Here is a 14,177-nt window from a genome sequence, read left to right as displayed (position 1 = left end):
CGGCCGCCGATGGGTTGCACCCGCCCTTCGGTCAGCCCCTCAGGTCACGCAGGCTGCGCCACGCGCACATGCCGACCACATAACCGCTGGCCGCCAGCCACGGCACAAAGGCCAGGGAAGGCTGCTCGGGGTGCACGGCGACCAGCCAGCCGCCCGCCACGAACCACACGGCCGTGGCGGCAAGGTTCAGCGGCATCAGCGTGCGCACCCGGAAGGGGTGCAGGAACTTCATCCGGGTGAAGGTCAGCACCCCGAGCGCCAGCAGGATGCCGGTGTTGACCCAGGGATCGAAATCCAGCAGCCACAGATAGAGCGCCACCACGTTCCACACGGCCGGGAAGCCGACGAAATAGGCGTCGGAGCTCTTCATCCCGGTGTTGGCGAAGCAGTAGAGCGAGGTCAGCAGCACCCAGCCGGCGAGCGCCAGCGCGAAACCGTCCGGCAACAGCCCGAAGCGGACCATGAAGACCGCGGGCACCACCACATAGGTGAGGTAATCGACCACGAGGTCGAGCGCCGAGCCGTCCACGCCGGGCAGCACGTTGGCGACATCCGCCCGGCGGGCGAAGGTGCCGTCCACCCCGTCCACGATCAGCGCCACCGCCAGCCACAGGAACACCATCGCCGGCTGGTCCTGGAACACGGCGAACAGCGCCAGCAGGCCGAACACCGCCCCGCTGGCCGTGAAGACGTGCACTGCCCAGGCGGAAGCCCGGCGGTGCAGCGTGTATGGCTCGCGTACCTCGACCCTTTGGTCCACTATTCCGCCGCCTCGGCCCGTTGCGCGGGATCCGTTCGTACCATGAAGGCGGGGTGTCCGGCCACAGCCTCGGGAAGCGGGCCGCCGGTGGCCCAGTCCAGCAGCTCCACCGTGTGGAGGATGGGCACGCCGGTGCCCCCGCCGATCTGGGTGATGCAGCCCAGATTGCCGGCGGCGATGGCGTCGGGGCGCGTGCTCTCGATGTTGCGGACCTTGCGGTCGCGGAGCTGCCGGGCCAGCTCCGGCTGGAGCATGTTGTAGGTGCCGGCCGAGCCGCAGCAGAGATGCGCCTCCGGCACCTCCTGCACGCGGAAGCCGGCGGCGGCCAGCAGATCGCGCGGCGGCGCCTTGATGCGCTGGCCATGCTGCATCGAACAGGCGGAGTGGTAGGTGATCGCCTGCCCGGTCGCCACCACCGGCGCCATCAGCCCCAGCCCGGACAGGAACTCCGTCACGTCCTTGGCCAGCGCCGCCACCCGCGCCGCCTTCGGCCCCCAGACGGGGTCGTCGCGGAACATGTGGCCGTAATCCTTCACCGTGGTGCCGCAGCCCGACGCGTTGATGACGATGGCGTCCAGCCCACCGCCGTCGATCTCGCGGGTCCAGGCGTCGATGGTGCGCTTGGCGCTCTCGTGCGACATCTCCACCTTGCCCATGTGGTGGGTCAACGCGCCGCAACAGTCGGCGCCCTTGGACACCACCACCTCGACCCCGTGGCGGGTCAGCAGGCGGATGGTCGCCTCGTTGATGCCGGGGGCCAGCACCTGCTGCGCGCAGCCCAGCAGCATGGCGACGCGCTTGCGCCGCGGCCCCTCGGCCGGGTGGACGCCGGGCCGGTCGCTGTGGCTGGGCGCCGGCACGCTCTTGGGAAGCAGCCCCATCATGGCGCCGATGCGCCCTGGCAGCAGTCCCGCGAAGGGCCGCCCCAGCGCCCCGCCCAGCAGCGCCAGCCGGAACAGCCGGGGGTTGGGCAGCAGCCGCGCCAGCAACTCGCGGATCGCGCGGTCGGCCGGCGGGCGCTTGTAGTTCTCCTCGATGTGGGTGCGGGCGTGGTCGACCAGATGCATGTAATGCACGCCCGACGGGCAGGTCGTCATGCAGGACAGGCAGGACAGGCAGCGGTCGATGTGCTTGACGGTGGAGTCGGACGGCGGCCCGCCCTTCTCCAGCATATCCTTCATCTGGTAGATGCGGCCGCGCGGGCTGTCCAGCTCGTCGCCCAGCAGGACATAGGTCGGGCAGGTCGCCGTGCAGAAGCCGCAATGCACGCACGTGCGCAGGATGCCTTCCGACTCCTTGGTGTCGGGGTCGGCGAGCTGGGCCAGGGAGAAGTTGGTCTGCATGGAATCCGCTCAGACGCCGGCGTGCATGCGGCCGGGGTTGAAGATGCCGGCCGGATCGAAGCTGGCCTTGACGCGCTGGGTCAGGGCCGCCACCGGAGCCGGCTGCGGGTGGAAGACGGGAACGGACGCGCGCACGGATTCCGGCGCGCGCATCAGCGTGGCGTGGCCGTTGGCACCGACGGCCGCGCGTACGGCCTCGGCGCCATCCCCGCCATCGACCGCGGCCCAGACCAGGCCGCCGCCCCAGTCCAGATACAGCTCGCAGGCGACCGACGCCTGGAGTGCGGCGGCGACCGCGGGTCCGGACGCCGGCGGGACCGACAGCTTCCACAGCGGCCGGTCGGCGGCGCTGAAGTAGGACACGTCGCGGATCTCCGCCCACAGGGCCGCCGACTCCGCCGCATCGAGCACGCCGTCGCAGCCGAGCTCGTCGCGCAGCGCCGCGGCGCGGGCGGTCACCGAGGGGCCGAAGCCCTCCAGCCGGACCAGCGCCGCAGACCCTCCGGCCCCCGCCACCGCCGCCACGCCGGAGCGGGCGGCGACCGCGGCCGGCAGGAAAGCGGCCCCCGACACCTCGTAGGGGCTTTGCAGGGCCTGCGTCAGCACCCGCAAGGCGGCGTCCGGCTCCCGCCCCAGGACCAGCATGGTGGCGGAAGTTTCCGGGGCCGGCAGCACCTTCACCGTCACCTCGGTCAGCACCGACAGCGTGCCGAAGGAACCGGCGATCAACTTGGGCACGTCGTAGCCGGTGACGTTCTTCACCACCTTGCCGCCGGCCTTGTAGACCTCGGCGCGGCCGTTCACCGCCTCGAACCCCAGCGTGTGGTCGCGGCAGCTTCCGTCCTTGATGCGGCGCGGACCGGCCAGCCCGGCCGCCACCAGCCCGCCGATGGTCCCCTCACCCGCCGCCCCGCCGTAGAGCGGGGCCAGATCCGGCGGCTCGAAGGCGAGCTGCTGGCGGTTCTCGGCGAGCAGCGCCTGGACCTCCGCCATCGGGGTTCCGGCGCGCACGGTGAGCACCAACTCCTCCGGCGCGTAGGCGACGATGCCGGTCATCGCCGACAGGTCGATGGCGTGCGCGGCCTGCACCGGGCGCCCCAACCCGCGCTTGCTGCCGCGCCCCAGGACCTCCAGAGGCTCGGCGTTGGACAGCGCCCAGCGCACGGCGTCCGCGGCCTGCGCGGCGGTTTCCGGGCGGAAGGTGGAGATGGTCATGCCGGACGGCCCTCTAGAAGCGCGGGATGTCGGGGAACGGCAGCTTGCCGCCGGAGATGTGCATGCGGCCCAGCTCGGCGCAGCGGTGCAGCACCGGGAAGACCTTGCCGGGGTTCAGCAGCCCGTCCGGGTCGAAGGCGCATTTGACGCGCTGCTGCTGCTCCAGGTCGGTCTCCGTGAACTGGTGGGTCATCAGGTCGCGCTTCTCCACGCCCACGCCATGCTCGCCGGTCAGCACACCGCCGACCTCCACGCACAGCTTCAGGATGTCGGCGCCGAACAGCTCGGCCCGCTCCAGCTCGCCGGGGATGTTGGCGTCGTAGAGGATCAGCGGGTGCAGGTTGCCGTCGCCGGCGTGGAACACGTTGGCGACCCGCAGGCTGTAGCGCTCCGCCATCTCCTGCATGCGTTGCAGGACCAGGGGCAGCGCCTTGCGGGGGATGGTGCCGTCCATGCAGTAGTAATCGGGGCTGATGCGGCCGACCGCGGGGAAGGCGGCCTTGCGCCCGGCCCAGACGACCAGACGTTCCTCCTCGCTGCGGCTGACGCGGCTGTAGCAGGCCCCATGCTGACCCGCGATGGCCTCCACCCGCCCGATGAGGTGGTCGACCTCGGCCGCCGGGCCGTCCAATTCGACGATCAGCAGCGATTCGACGTCCAGCGGGTAGCCGGCGTGGACGAAGGCCTCGGCCGCGTGGATGGCCGGCTTGTCCATCATCTCCATGCCGCCGGGGATGATGCCGGCGCCGATGATGGCGGCCACGCAGTCGCCGCCCTGCTCGTTGGTGGGGAAGCCCAGCAGCACCGCCCGCGCGGTCGCCGGCTTTTTCAGCAGGCGCACCGTCACCTCGGTGACGACGCCCAGCAGCCCCTCCGACCCGGTGATGATGCCGAGCAGATCGTAACCGCCCTGGTCCAGGTGCTTGCCGCCCAGCCGCAGGATGGTGCCGTCCATCAGCACCATCTCCACGCCCATCACGTTGTTGGTGGTCAGCCCGTACTTCAGGCAGTGCACGCCGCCGGAATTCTCCGCCACGTTGCCGCCAATGGTGCAGGCGATCTGGCTCGACGGATCGGGGGCGTAGTAGAAGCCCGCATGCGCCACCGCGTTGGAGATGCCGAGGTTGGTCACGCCGGGCTGAACCACCGCGCACCGGTTGTCGAAATCGACCTCCAGGATGCGGTTGAACTTGCCCATGCCGAGCAGTACCCCATCCTCCAGCGGCAGGGCGCCGCCGGACAGCGAGGTGCCGGCGCCGCGCGGCACCACCTTCACCCCCATCTCCTTGCAAGTCTTCAGCACACGGCTGACCTGCTCGGTGGTGGAGGGCAGCACGACCACCAGCGGAAGCTGGCGATAGGCGGTGAGGCCGTCGCACTCGTAGGCGCGCAGCTCGTTCTCGTCGACGATGACCCCCTCGCCGGGCACGATGGCCCGCAGGCGGTCGACGATCTCGCGGCGGCGTGCGATCACGCCGCTGTCGGGCGCGGGCATCTTCATGCCGGCCAAGTCCTCCCAAGGCCATGGCCCGGCTTATCCGGGCCTTCGTGCGGTGGGCTAGGATTTAGTGGTATCACCAGCCATGGGCAACAACGATTCGCGCGCATGACGCGAAAACGCAAAAACCGCGCCGAATTGACGCGGCGCGGTCCATGCTGCAACACCCGACCAGTCGATCCGGCCGGCCGGAAGCCCGGCCGAACCTGAGGACGTCAGCCCTGACGGGCCTTGAAGCGCGGGTTCTGCTTGTTGATGACGTAGACGCGGCCCTTGCGGCGGATCACGCGGCAAGCCTTGTGGCGGGTCTTCATCGACTTGAGGGAATTGACGATCTTCATGGCAATGGTCCTGACTCGCGATAACCAGACTGGTCGGGGTTCTCCAAGAGCGGCGGACCATAGTGCGCGGGCCGGGTGGTGTCAACCGGAAGCGGCGCACAACTCACGCTTCCTACGGGTCTACACCCCCTGCCCGTCCCGATACTCCTCGTCCGCCGGCGCCCCCTCGGGCTCCGGCGCGGGCTCCTCCTCCGGCTCCCCGCGGGCCGACTGGAGCAGGGCTTCCAGATGCTCCTCGCGCTGGGTGACCTCGACGGCCATGGCGCGGAAGGCGCGGGCGGCGCGGGCGGCGGCGTCGTCGCGGTCGCACAGGTCGTTGAGGGTAAAGGGGTTGAAGCGGCCGACGTGGAGGGCGGAGGCGGCTTCGGCCAGACGGTCCAGCGGCTCGTCGAGCCGACCGCCGACGGTGGCGGCGATGCGCCCGACGGCGAGGATCAGCAGCAGCAGTGTCACCACGCCGGCGACCAGCGCCGGGGTGCGCCAGCCGCCGTCCAGATCGCCGGCCGGCATGCGCACCAGAAGCGTGGCGAAGGGCTCGTTGTTGGACAGGGTGACGGGGGCGGCGGCGAGCACCCAGGGGCCAGCCAGCACGGCGGCGGCCTTGCGCCCCCCGCTGGCGCTGCGGGCGGCGGCGAGCTCGTCGGCGTCGGGGGCCGGGGCGCCGGCGGCGCGGATGCCGGTGACGGCACCGTGCGCCAGCACGCGCTGGTCGGGGGCGAGCAGCCAGACCGCCTCCACCATGCGGCTCGCCAGCAGCTCGTCGATCACCCGCTCGACGCCCGCGCGCCGGGCCAGTTCGGCCAGCCCGGTCACGTCGGCGTCCACCCGCACCACCCGCGGCTTGTCGGCCCCGGCCACCGCCGCCGGCTTGATCACCGGGCCGCCGGCCTCCAGCCGCTGGGCCGGGCGGACCACAGGGGTGGTGGAGCCCTTCAGCAGGGTGGTGAAGGGCTGTTCCGACGGCGCCGCGTCGGCGCCGTAGGCGACATCGGCGACCGGCCGGCTGCGGTAGACGATGCGGCCCCGCTGGTCGGTGGCGACGATCTCCTCGATGGCACCGGCGTCCGCGGCGGCGCGCAGCCGGTCGTTGATCACCCGCGCCGGCTGCCTGGCCGCCTCCCCCATCGCCACCAGCTCGGCGGCGAGCGATGCCTGGGCGACGATCTGGGCGGACAGCAGCTCCTCGGCCGCGCGGGGCACCTCGCGCACCAGCGCCGTGGAACGGGCGGCAAGCTCCGCCACATGGCGGCCGTCGGCCAGCGCGCGCTCCAGGAGCGCGCCATGGGCGCCATAGGCGAAGACGCCGCCGGTGACGGCGACGGCGGCGATCAGCACGCCGCAGACAAGCAGGATGAGACGCCGGGAGAGGTCCATGGGTTCCCTTCGGGGGTGAGTGACCCTTGGGGAACGGCTTCTACCGGTCGGCCCGCCGCCTGTCCAGGCGACACCCTGTCCGCCGCCGGTGGCGGCTCAATACCAGTAGCCGGACAGGCGGAAGCGCGGCCGGCGGTCCGCCGCGGGGAAGGCCACATGGACCGGCAGATGGTCGAGGTCGTGCAACACCGGCGGCGGCGTGCGCAGGTCGAGCAGGCGGCGGATGCGGTCCTCCGTATGCGGGTGGCTGCGCAGCAGCGACGGGCCGGCCGAGGTGCTGCGGCGCGGCAGCACCAGCCCCTCCCACAGCCGGCCCTGCACCCGCTCCACACGGTCGAGCGCGGACGCCAGCCCCTCAGGATCGCCGGTCAGATAGGCGGCGTCGAGATCGGCATCGTATTCGCGCGTGCGCGACAGCGCCAGTTGCAGCAGCGCCCCAAGCGCCGGGGCCACCGTCATCAGCAGCACCGCCAGCCAGGGCAGCGGCTCCCGCTGCAGCAACAGCAGCGGCAGGTTGACCATCAGCAGCACCGCACCCAGCACGCTGAGCAGCCGCGTCAGGCTCGCCATGGTGTCGGCCAGCCCCATGACGAACAGGTCGTTGTTGCGGATATGGCTGATCTCGTGCGCCATCACGCCGGCCAGTTCGCGCAGCGTCAGGGCGCGCAGCAATCCGTCGGTCAGCGCCACCGCCGCCTGGTCGCGCCCGCCGACGGCGAAGGCGTTCAGCGTCGGGCTGGCCACGCAGTGCAGGGTCGGCGGGCTGGCGAGACCGGCGCGGGCGGAGACGGCGCGCACCACCTCGAACAGGCCGGGGGCGTCTGTGTAGCTGAGACGACGCGCCCCGTAGAAGCCCAGCACCATGCGCGGCGACACCCGCGGCGCGAACAGCACGCTGAGCGCCCCCGCCATCACGGCCAGCAGCATGCCCTCCAACCCTGCCAGAGTCCAGCCGGTGAGGGACAGCAGCAACCCCAGCCCGCCCAGCAGTGCCCCCGAATGGATGAGGTTGTTGATCTTGTGCCGTCGCCGCGACTGCGCCAGCGCGATGTCGGTCGGGATGTAGACCATGCGTCGGGCCTCGTGCCGGCGGAACAATCCTCCCTCTCCATGTTGCGGCGGAGGGCGCCGATTTCATCCGATCCCTAAGAAAACCATGGCCGCCATTCGCCCTCTTGATCGCCGGAGTTCGGGTGAACACATGCAAAGCGCAGACTGAACCGACCAACCGACCGGCGCATGAACAACCCCTACGAAACACTCGGTGTTCCGCCGACCGCGACGGCGGACGAGATCCGCAAGGCGTATCGCAAGCTCGCCAAGCAGCATCACCCCGACCTCAACCCCGGCAAGGCGGAGTCGGAGCGCCGCTTCAAGGACGTGACGGCGGCCTACAATTTGTTGTCCGACGCGGAGAAGCGTGCCCGCTTCGACCGCGGCGAGATCGACGCCGCCGGCCAGGAGCGCGGCTTCAACCCCTTCCAGGGCGGTGGGCCGTTCCACGGCGGCGGCGGCGGCCCCTTCCAGGGCGGCTTCGCCCGCGGGCGCGGGGGCGAGAGCTTTTCGGCGGAGGATCTGCAGGACGCCTTCGGCAACCTGTTCGGCAACCGCGGTTTCGGATTCGGGGCCGCGGGCGGCCCTCGCCCGCGGGCGCGCGGCGGCAATCTCAGCCTCTCCCTGCCGCTGGATTTCGTGGAAGCCGCCAAGGGCGGCAAACGCCGCGTCACCCTGCCCGACGGCCGCAGCCTGGATGTCGACCTGCCGGCCGGGCTGGAGGACGGGGCCACCGTGCGGCTGAAGGGCCAGGGGCTGCCCGGCGCCAGTGGCGGCCCGCCCGGCGACGCGCTTATCACCGTGAGCGTTCGCCCGCATCCCTGGTTCCGGCGCGAGGGCGGCGCCGTGCACCTCGACCTGCCGGTGACGCTGGCGGAGGCGGTGCTGGGCGCCCGCGTGCGCGTGCCGACGGTGGATGGCGCGGTGATGCTGGCCATCCCGCGCGGGGCCAACAACGGCACGCGGTTGCGCCTGAAGGGCAAGGGCTTGCCCGAGGCCGACGGGCGCAGCCGCGGCGACCAGTTCGTCACCGTGCGCATCGCCCTCCCCGATCCGCCCGACCCGGCGCTGGAAGCCTTCGTGAAGGGCTACACCCCGCCGGAGGGCTACAACCCGCGCAAGGGGATGGAGGGGTAGGACACCGCCCCCTCCTCACCGAGGGGCCCGGCTTCGGTTCAGTACATCCGCCCGCCGTTCGGCACCGGCTGGTCGGGCGACAGCAGCACCACCTCGCCGTCGGCGTCTGGGACGCCCAGGCACAGGCACTCGCTCATGAACTTGCCGATCTGCTTGGGCGGGAAGTTGACCACGGCGATCACCTGGCGGCCGACCAGCGCGTCCGGCTGGTAATGGCGGGTGATCTGGGCGGAGCTGCGCCGCGTGCCGATCTCCGGCCCGAAATCCACGGTCAGCTTGCAGGCGGGCTTGCGCGCCTCCGGAAACGGCTCGGCGGCGATGATGGTGCCGACCCGCACGTCCACCTTCAGGAAATCGTCGTAGCCGATGGTCATCGGTCCCTTCCCCTGTCATCTGTGGGAGGGGAGGCTAACACCGGCATCCCGACACGAAAAGGGCCGCCCCGGCGGGGGCGGCCCTTTCGACAACACCCCTGACGGGGGTGATGCTTACTTCTTCACCTTGACGATCGCGACCTTCAGCTCGTCCAGGCTCTCCGAGAAGCGCTTGGAGAGGATCTCGGCGGCCTCGGTGTTGGACTTGGCGACCAGCTCGGCCAGCTCGCGGGCGTTGGCGAGCGCCTTCTCGAAGGACGCCTTGACGATGTCGGCCTGCTTGGCGGCCTTGTCCTCGGGCGAGCCGGCGGACATCAGGTCGCCCATCAGGGCGCTGCCCTCTTCGAGCGACTGGCGCAGGATCTCGGCCTGACGGCGGATCACCGCCTGAAGCCCCTCGACCGCGAGCTGGTTCGCCGCGGTGACGGCCTCGATGTTCTTGCGCTGGCTCGCCAGCAGGGAATCGACGTCAACGCCAGGGACCTTGTAGTCGCCCATGAACTTCGTGACATCGATGTCGAGGAAGGGGTTACCCGTCGTCTTGGCCATGTTGTTTCATCCCCTGAAAGTGAGCCGATCCATCGCGGCGCGACACGCGTGTACGCTGCCGATGCAGTGTGCCGAAAAGATAGTCACTTCCTTTGTGCAGCGCAACATGGATTCTGCCGATCAACCCCATTAGACAGCGGGTGCGTCAATTGGTTCCGCCCCACCGGCGGTCGTGCCACCCGATGAACGCCGGCACAGGCTGTTGGCCCAGGACTCGGCCTTGCGCAACTCGCCGTCGAGCGCCGCCATGGTGCGGGCCAGATCGGCCGTGTCGTCGGTGAGCCAGACGCGGAAGACGCGTGCGTGCAGCGCACCAAGAGCGGCCGCCCTGAGCGCGCCAGCGGGCGAGTCCGCCTCGATGCGCGCCGCGCGCAGCATCCAGGCCATCGAACGGCGGTAGCGGCGCGCGAAGGCGAGCGCGGTGAAGGGCTCCCGCCGCAGGTCCCGCACCGCCACGGCCAGCCCGTCGCGAAAGGGAAGCAGCGCGTCGAACCGCCGCATCATCACGTCGAACAGCCGGTCGCGCGCGGTCTCCCCCGCCATCTCGTTGATGCCGGCGCCCGCCCCGTCCGCATCCCCGTCGGCCAGCACCGCCTCGTCGGCCACGGTGGAGACCGCGCCCAGCAGATCCGCGCGGTCGGGGAAATGGCGGTAGACGGCGGCCAGCGGCACGCCGGCGGCCTTCGCCACCTCGACCGGCCCGGTGCGGCGCCAGCCCCGTTCCGCCGCCAGCCGCATCGCGGCCTCCGCCACCCGGCGGGTCAGCTCCCGCGTGTCGTCCATGGTCACTCCGAATCGCATGTCGTCCAGCGTAGTGTGAAGGTAGGGCGGCACGGGTGCGGCGCCAACCGGCGGCGGTGCGCGGGCGCCCGATCCGGTCACCAGGGGAGGCCGCAGGCCCGGCGGATGGCGACCTGGACCGGCGACGGCGGCAAGGCCGGATCGAACGCGCCCGACGGTATCAGCGGCGGTTGCGCCATGAATCGCGGGCGCGTCCCGCGATGGGGCTGCGCGGCATGAACGAGGAAGGGGTGGCACAGATAGACGGTGCCCGCCGCGCCCGTCGCCAGCTCGACCGCGCACCCCGCTGTCGACGCGTACCCGTCGGCGGAAAGCTGCCGGAGCGTCGCGCCCGCGTCGCCGTAGGGAAGCAGTTCCCGCGCGATGGTGGCGTGCGATCCCTTGCGGATCCTCGTGGGCGCATCGTCGGAACCGACATCCGAGAACAGGAAGAGCATCAGCAACGCCCGGCCGCGACTCGTCACATTGACGCGCCATTCCATGAAATCCGGGTGCTCGGTGCCGAAGCTCACATCCACGTGCCAGCCATCGTCTCCGGGCGGGGTCCGCGAGGGGAAGCGGATCGGAAAGGTTCCAAGGCCTCCGGGCGCCAGCCACCGCCCCTCCCCGGCCAGTTGGTGATAGGCCCGATGCAGGGCCGGCGTGTTGGCCGCTTCGATGAAAAGCGGGGACGCCATGCATCCCACCCGGACGACCGGCCGGGTCCAGCCGCCCGGCTGGTCCGGGGAAAGGCCGATCTCCGCCCACAAGGCATCCCTGCACCGTGCCGCGAGCCCGGTGCTGAAGGCGTTGTCGATCCGGACGAAACCATCGTCGATGAAGGTTTGGACCTGACCCGGGGTCAGGCCGATGCGTTCGCTCTTGCCCATCGCACATTCTTCCGTTCGGCCACCGCGCAGGCGTGGCCGTGCTGATCCGACCGGCGCCGGAGCGCCGGAACGACACCGGGGGGTTCAGACCGGCAGGAGGAATATGGACATGAACATCATGGCCCGACCCTACCACCGGGTGGGTGGAACGGACAAGGCACCCGGCCGCGGATGCCGGACGCTCCGTGTCGGACCCTCGTCTCACCAGGCGATTGCCGCGTCCCGGCCGTCCGGCGCTGGACTCTGGCCGCACCCGGCATCGTACGCGTATAACCACGGGGCCATCCCGAAGAGGTGAATCCCCGTGCTGTCGTCGTCCTGGGGCCGTGCGGCCGCCGTCTATCTCGACCGCCGCGTCGTCGCCATCCTGTTCCTGGGCTTCTCCAGCGGGCTGCCGCTGGCGCTGACCGGGGCCACCCTGTCGGTCTGGCTGCGCGAAGGCGGCATCAGCCGCAGCGCCATCGGGCTGTTCACGCTGGTGTCCCTGCCCTACGCGCTGAAATTCGTGTGGGCGCCGCTGATCGACCGGCTGCGCATCCCGCTGGTCACCGGCACCTTCGGGCGGCGGCGCGGCTGGGCGCTGGTGTCGCAGGCGGCCCTGGCCCTGGCCCTGGTCGGGCTGGGCTCCACCGACCCGCTGGCGGATCTGTGGTGGACCGCCTTCCTGTCGGTGGTGGTCGCCTTCTGCTCGGCCAGCCAGGACATCGTCATCGACGCCTACCGCGTGGAGCGGCTGGAGGAGGAGCAGCAGGGGGCGGGGGCCGCCACCTATGTGCTGGGCTACCGCTTCGGCATGCTGGCGTCGGGGGCCGGCGCGCTGTTCATCGCCGGCTCCTTCGGCTGGTCCACGGCCTACACCGCCATGGCGGCGCTGGTCGCGGTCGGCATGCTGACGGTGCTGCTGATCCGCGAGCCGGAGGTGCGGGCGTCCGCTGAGTCGGTGGAGCGCGAGCGGCATGTGGCGGCGTGGCTGGCGGCGCGCCCGCACCTGCGCGGCTGGCGGGCCGACGCGCTGTCCTGGATCTTCGGGGCGGTGGTCGCCCCCTTCGCGCAGTTCATGACGCGGCGGGCGTGGGCCGCGATCCTGCTGTTCATCGCCTGCTACAAGCTGGGCGACGTGCTGGCGGGGGTGATGGCCGCCCCCTTCTATGTCGATCTGGGATTCTCCAAGGAGGAGATCGCCGGCGTCACCAAGGTCTTCGGGCTGTGGGCGACCATCGTCGGCGGGCTGCTCGGCGGGGTGCTGGTGGGGCGCGTCGGCGTCATGCGCGGGCTGCTGTTCGGCGGCATCGCGCAGATGGTCTCCAACCTCGGCTTCGTCATGCTGGCGCTGGCCGGCCACGACCTCGGCGCGCTGGCGGTGACGGTGGCGGTGGAGAACCTGTGCGGCGGCATCGCCACCGCCGCCTTCGTCGCCTACCTGTCCAGCCTGTGCGACGCCGCCTACACGGCGACGCAGTACGCGCTGCTGTCCAGCTTCTTCAAACTGGGCGGCGACCTGTTCGGGGCGTGGTCGGGCTTCCTCGCCGACGGGCTGGGCTGGGTGTCCTTCTTCCTGGTGTCGATGCTGGGCGCCCTGCCGGCTCTCTGCATCCTGCTCTGGCTGATGGGCCGGACGGACGCGGAGCCGGTGCGGCTGGCGGAGGCGGAGGGGTCGTGACGGCATCCCCCCGGTGGGGCGGGGGGCGTCGTCCTCCCGTCCTCCGGCGACGTGGGGGGAGGCTTCTTTTTCTCCTTCCCCCGCGACGTGGGGGGCTTCTTTTTCTCCTCCCCCCGCGACGTGGGGGGAGGTCGGGAGGGGGGCCCGCGCCGCGGCCTCCCCACGCGACATCGTGCGACGCTTTCCGGCGCCCGCGCCGGGTGTCGCATGGGGTGCGGCGGTGGATTGCGTTGTCACGTCAAGGGATTGGGCGGAGTCGTTCGTGAGCGAACGTGCGACAGGGGTGTCGCACGGGGGTTGGGTGGGTTGTCGCGCCGGGCTCGCCGCCTCCATCCGCGCCCACATCGCCGTCTGCCAGTCCGGCACCAGTGCCGCCGGCAGCACATAGGCGTTGTTGCGCCGCAGCCTCGCCCGCGCCTCGGCGATCATGGAGTGGTATTCCCAATAGGTGCGGTAGCGGAAGTCGTCCGCCTCCTTCCAGGCGTTGCGCAGCGCGTCCGGCCCGATGCCCAGCGACTCCGACACCCGACGCGGCGAGTAGCCCGCCGCCAGAGCCCGCGCCGCCCGCGCCCACACCCGGTCCGGCGTCCGCGACCGCGGCACCAGCCGCCCCTCCGGCGCCCGGATGGCGGGCGGGCCGGGGATGGCGTCAGGACCGGATTCCGGCAGCCGGCGTCCACGCTGGCTGTGCCCGGCCTCCGCGCAGGCCACGCGCGGGTCGTTGTTCCGGAACGCGATCTGCGTGAAGGTCTGATAGAACCCCAGCGCCGCCAAGCCCTGCGACCGGTCGCGGGGGACGGCGCGGGGACCGCGGCGCAGGCCGGGAGCGACGGGCATGGCGGATCCTCCGGCTTGCCGGCTTCAGGGACTATAATCCTACAACCAACGAACTCCCGACGCAAGGCGGAGAGCGCCCGGCCGACCCGCGTTGCACCCAGCACCCCGGTCTCGCGCGGGACGTGCGCAGGGCGGGTGACAGGCCCCCGCCATCGTGATACGTTCTTCTGCCGTTCTTTTTCTTCGAGCGCTGCGGTGCAGGCGAAAACCCCGGCAGCGCTCGAATCCGGCGGGCCTTTGATTCTCTTGGGTTCTTTGACATCGTTGAGAACAGAACGGAACGAAAATCGGCCCACATCCGGCCGGTTCGCCGGACCCCTCGCAAACGCGTCGATTCGGCGGCCCTTTTCAGCGGCTTGGCAACCC

13 protein-coding genes are annotated in these 14,177 nt (G+C 71.2%); 2 read left to right on the top strand and 11 right to left on the bottom strand.

What is annotated here, in order from left to right:
* Positions 1-31 precede the first annotated feature (31 nt).
* From HL658_RS16665 to HL658_RS16635, 7 genes are all read right to left on the bottom strand, one after another.
* Entirely contained in the window at positions 32-760 is a 729-nt protein-coding gene (locus HL658_RS16665; protein ID WP_343055153.1) for a CDP-alcohol phosphatidyltransferase family protein, read from the bottom strand.
* Positions 760-2,103 carry a glycolate oxidase subunit GlcF gene (glcF, locus tag HL658_RS16660; protein ID WP_180283450.1) on the bottom strand — a complete coding sequence of 448 codons (1,344 nt, stop codon included), beginning with the start codon at positions 2,101-2,103 and terminating at the stop codon, positions 760-762. The genes HL658_RS16665 and glcF overlap by 1 nt, the downstream gene beginning before the upstream one ends.
* A 9-nt stretch (positions 2,104-2,112) precedes the next feature.
* Complete coding sequence (gene glcE, locus HL658_RS16655) at positions 2,113-3,318, bottom strand: glycolate oxidase subunit GlcE (RefSeq protein WP_180283449.1); 1,206 nt, start codon at positions 3,316-3,318, stop codon at positions 2,113-2,115.
* Positions 3,319-3,331: 13 nt separating this feature from the next.
* The gene (locus HL658_RS16650) at positions 3,332-4,819 is read right to left on the bottom strand and encodes an FAD-linked oxidase C-terminal domain-containing protein (protein ID WP_211109766.1); all 1,488 of its coding nucleotides are present in this window, start codon (positions 4,817-4,819) and stop codon (positions 3,332-3,334) included.
* Between the two features lie 212 nt (positions 4,820-5,031).
* Complete coding sequence (ykgO, locus tag HL658_RS16645; protein WP_012973122.1) at positions 5,032-5,157, bottom strand: type B 50S ribosomal protein L36; 126 nt, start codon at positions 5,155-5,157, stop codon at positions 5,032-5,034.
* A gap of 120 nt (positions 5,158-5,277) precedes the next feature.
* A complete protein-coding gene (locus HL658_RS16640) occupies positions 5,278-6,531 on the bottom strand; it encodes a hypothetical protein (RefSeq protein ID WP_180283447.1) in 1,254 nt (417 codons plus the stop codon).
* A 96-nt stretch (positions 6,532-6,627) separates the two neighbouring features.
* On the bottom strand, positions 6,628-7,602 hold the full coding sequence (locus HL658_RS16635) for a zinc metalloprotease HtpX (RefSeq protein WP_180283446.1): 975 nt from the start codon (positions 7,600-7,602) through the stop codon (positions 6,628-6,630).
* Positions 7,603-7,770: 168 nt separating this feature from the next.
* Here HL658_RS16635 and HL658_RS16630 point away from each other — a divergent pair, with 168 nt between their 5' ends.
* Positions 7,771-8,721, top strand: a complete 951-nt coding sequence (locus tag HL658_RS16630; protein WP_180283445.1) for a DnaJ C-terminal domain-containing protein — start codon at positions 7,771-7,773, stop codon at positions 8,719-8,721.
* Between the two features lie 38 nt (positions 8,722-8,759).
* Here the strand turns inward: HL658_RS16630 and HL658_RS16625 are convergent, their stop codons facing one another.
* The 4 genes from HL658_RS16625 to HL658_RS16610 form a co-directional block, all read right to left on the bottom strand.
* On the bottom strand, positions 8,760-9,095 hold the full coding sequence (locus tag HL658_RS16625; protein ID WP_180283444.1) for a tRNA-binding protein: 336 nt from the start codon (positions 9,093-9,095) through the stop codon (positions 8,760-8,762).
* Between the two features lie 114 nt (positions 9,096-9,209).
* The gene (locus HL658_RS16620) at positions 9,210-9,644 is read right to left on the bottom strand and encodes a phasin family protein (RefSeq protein ID WP_180283443.1); all 435 of its coding nucleotides are present in this window, start codon (positions 9,642-9,644) and stop codon (positions 9,210-9,212) included.
* A gap of 129 nt (positions 9,645-9,773) precedes the next feature.
* Positions 9,774-10,427, bottom strand: a complete 654-nt coding sequence (locus HL658_RS16615; protein ID WP_246337651.1) for a TetR/AcrR family transcriptional regulator — start codon at positions 10,425-10,427, stop codon at positions 9,774-9,776.
* 95 nt (positions 10,428-10,522) lie between these two features.
* A complete protein-coding gene (locus HL658_RS16610; protein WP_180283441.1) occupies positions 10,523-11,314 on the bottom strand; it encodes a phytanoyl-CoA dioxygenase family protein in 792 nt (263 codons plus the stop codon).
* A 304-nt stretch (positions 11,315-11,618) separates the two neighbouring features.
* On the opposite strand from HL658_RS16610, the gene HL658_RS16605 reads away from it, so the two are divergent.
* Positions 11,619-12,974, top strand: coding sequence for an AmpG family muropeptide MFS transporter (locus HL658_RS16605; RefSeq protein ID WP_180283440.1), 1,356 nt, complete (start codon positions 11,619-11,621; stop codon positions 12,972-12,974).
* The last annotated feature ends 1,203 nt before the right edge of the window (positions 12,975-14,177 follow it).

Source organism: Azospirillum oleiclasticum (assembly GCF_013423485.1).
In the GTDB taxonomy this organism is placed as follows: Bacteria; Pseudomonadota; Alphaproteobacteria; order Azospirillales; family Azospirillaceae; genus Azospirillum; species Azospirillum oleiclasticum.
The sequence above is the reverse complement of the archived record's forward strand: the minus strand, read 5'-3'. Positions and strand labels throughout refer to the sequence as shown.

Bases quoted from the DNA above. Each gene is read 5' to 3' on its own strand.
- glcF (WP_180283450.1), bottom strand. From the start codon at position 2,103: ATGCAGACCAACTTCTCCCTGGCCCAGCTCGCCGACCCCGACACCAAG.
- glcE (WP_180283449.1), bottom strand. From the start codon at position 3,318: ATGACCATCTCCACCTTCCGCCCGGAAACCGCCGCGCAGGCCGCGGAC.
- HL658_RS16650 (WP_211109766.1), bottom strand. From the start codon at position 4,819: ATGAAGATGCCCGCGCCCGACAGCGGCGTGATCGCACGCCGCCGCGAG.
- ykgO (WP_012973122.1), bottom strand. From the start codon at position 5,157: ATGAAGATCGTCAATTCCCTCAAGTCGATGAAGACCCGCCACAAGGCT.
- HL658_RS16640 (WP_180283447.1), bottom strand. From the start codon at position 6,531: ATGGACCTCTCCCGGCGTCTCATCCTGCTTGTCTGCGGCGTGCTGATC.
- HL658_RS16635 (WP_180283446.1), bottom strand. From the start codon at position 7,602: ATGGTCTACATCCCGACCGACATCGCGCTGGCGCAGTCGCGGCGACGG.
- HL658_RS16630 (WP_180283445.1), top strand. From the start codon at position 7,771: ATGAACAACCCCTACGAAACACTCGGTGTTCCGCCGACCGCGACGGCG.
- HL658_RS16625 (WP_180283444.1), bottom strand. From the start codon at position 9,095: ATGACCATCGGCTACGACGATTTCCTGAAGGTGGACGTGCGGGTCGGC.
- HL658_RS16620 (WP_180283443.1), bottom strand. From the start codon at position 9,644: ATGGCCAAGACGACGGGTAACCCCTTCCTCGACATCGATGTCACGAAG.
- HL658_RS16615 (WP_246337651.1), bottom strand. From the start codon at position 10,427: ATGGACGACACGCGGGAGCTGACCCGCCGGGTGGCGGAGGCCGCGATG.
- HL658_RS16610 (WP_180283441.1), bottom strand. From the start codon at position 11,314: ATGGGCAAGAGCGAACGCATCGGCCTGACCCCGGGTCAGGTCCAAACC.